The sequence below is a fragment of the Candidatus Protofrankia californiensis genome (assembly GCF_900634765.1).
GTDB classification, from domain to species: Bacteria; Actinomycetota; Actinomycetes; order Frankiales; family Frankiaceae; genus Protofrankia; species Protofrankia californiensis.
This window is the reverse complement of the sequence record NZ_CAAAFT010000103.1, coordinates 3,339-4,891: the sequence shown is the minus strand read 5'-3', so window position 1 is coordinate 4,891 and position 1,553 is coordinate 3,339. Positions and strand designations below refer to the sequence as shown.

The window sequence follows — 1,553 nt, the reverse complement described above, 5'->3', positions numbered from 1 at the left end:
GGACAACCCGGGAACTCCCCCGACAGCCACGCTCCACCCGGACGACCGGACACAACGTCGCCACATCCGGCAGAAGCCGAGCGCGGCAAATTCCGATCATCCCTACGGGTCGGCGACAATCCAGTGGGGCGTCACTGCCCCAGCGTCACGCACCTGCCTGACCTCGTGTGCGTGACATCGTGGCAACAGGCCGCAGGCGTCCATCGACCCAGCGGGCCAACGGCGGCGCGATCATGTTTTCGCGCCCGGGGTTCCTGCCGGACCGGGGTTCCTGTCAGATCGGCGAAGCCGATCGGGGAGATCCGGAAGCCGATACCGCAGGTCCAACAGGCCCAGGTCCTTGGACTGCCGTCCGGCCCATCACAGGAGGTGACCTCAACGGCCGTGCAGAGAGAATCCACGTTCCGTGCACGACCGCGCCGTCGCACGGCGGGCGCCCGCGTCACCTCGGCTCCACGGCCGCCCGCCGGCAGCCCCGCCGGCACGGGCGACGACGCCCCGGCCGCCGCGGACAGCCGCTGGAGCAACCCCACCGGCGGGGGGCAGGGCAGCCGCCCGGACCGCCGCGACCTGCTCACCCGGCTCGGGGTGATCGCCTGCGCCGCCGGTGTCGGTCTCGCCCTGCTGCTCCTTCCCGTGATCGGCGCGATCGGCTTGTTCGCGAAATCCTCGGCAGACCACTACCTGAGCCTGCCGGCCGAGCTGATCACTCCACCGCTGCCCGAGAGCTCCCGGATCCTTGCCGCCGACGGCAGCCTCATCGCGACGCTGCGCGGGGAGGAGAACCGGACCGTCGTCGACGGCAAGGCCATCCCCGCGGTCATGCGGCAGGCCATCGTCTCCATCGAGGACGCGCGCTTCTACAGCCACGGCGGGGTGGACGTGAAGGGAGTCGTCCGGGCCGCGCTGCGCAACAGCGAGGCGGGTGACGTCCAGCAGGGCGCGTCAACACTGACCCAGCAGTACGTCAAGAACGTGCTGCTGCAGAACGCGCGCACCAGGCAACAACGTGAGGAGGCGGCCGGCACGTCACTCGAGCGCAAGATCCAGGAAGCCCGGTACGCCGTCGCCCTGGAAAACAAGATCACCAAGGACGAGATCCTGGAGCGCTACCTCAACATCGCCTATTTCGGCAACGGCAACTATGGCGTGGGTACCGCCGCCCAGAACTACTTTCACGTGGGCGTCGCCGACCTGACGCTTCCCCAGGCGGCGCTGCTGGCCGGACTCGTCCAGAGCCCGTCCCTGTACGACCCGGTGAACCACCCCGACGCCGCCCGGGCACGCCGGGACGTCGTCCTCGACCGGACAGCCGCGCTGGGTCACATCACCCTGGCCGCCGCGGACGCGGCGAAGACCACCCCGGTCACGGTGGTCCGGGCCGGGGCCGCGGCCGCGCAGGACTCGTGCGAGACGTCGAGCGCGTCCTTCTTCTGCGACTTCGTCCGCTCCCAGCTGCTGGCCGACCCGGCGCTGGGCACGACCGAGGCCGAGCGCGCCCGGCGGCTGCACGAAGGCGGCCTGGTCATCAGGACGACGCTGCAACCCAAGAT

General features: G+C 70.5%; 1 protein-coding gene. It reads left to right on the top strand.

From position 1 onward, the window contains the following. Nucleotides 1-384: 384 nt before the first annotated feature. The coding region (locus DD1DGNOD_RS06155) for a transglycosylase domain-containing protein (RefSeq protein ID WP_131769647.1) at nt 385-1,553 on the top strand (1,169 nt) is incomplete at its 3' end.